The 524-nt window shown below is 39.3% G+C and carries 1 protein-coding gene; it reads right to left on the bottom strand.

Annotation, left to right across the window (positions count from 1 at the left end):
• On the bottom strand, positions 1-524 hold a 524-nt coding region (locus A1019T_RS00060), incomplete at both ends, for a transposase (RefSeq protein WP_279626158.1).

The raw sequence follows: 524 nt of genomic DNA on the forward strand, positions 1-524 counted from the left end.
CTTGCTTAGGATGGTCTTTAACGGTGATACACGCATACCAACGATTACGACTGTCTTGTACTATCTCAAGCGTGTTGATTTGATATAGGCTTAGGTTGTAGCTATCGAATACATCTATGATGAGCTTTTGACCTTTAGATAGCGATAGCTGTATGGTTGATTTCAGTGCCTTCTTACCTGTCTGCCTTGTTTGCAAATACTTGATGGCAGATTTCTTAAAAGGTATCCAACCTAGGCTTTTACGTTTGGCATCAGCTCTATTGGTACGCCAGTTAAGTTTGGCTTTTTTAAATTGTTTACGTGATTTAGCGTGTGTCTCGTTGATAGCCTGTAAGGTCTGACTGTGTAATCCTAAATATTCACCGCTACCTTTGGTGTACTGATTTAAATCATAAGCACTAAAAAACTTACCGGTACGTTTTAGGTGCTCAAAACTTAACGCATTAACATAGTTCCACACGAAGTTCACTGAACCGCTTAGACGATTCAGCTCTTTTATGTGCTTGTCTTTAATGCGTAGTTTG

The organism is Psychrobacter piechaudii, from assembly GCF_900162825.1.
In the GTDB taxonomy this organism is placed as follows: Bacteria; Pseudomonadota; Gammaproteobacteria; order Pseudomonadales; family Moraxellaceae; genus Psychrobacter; species Psychrobacter piechaudii.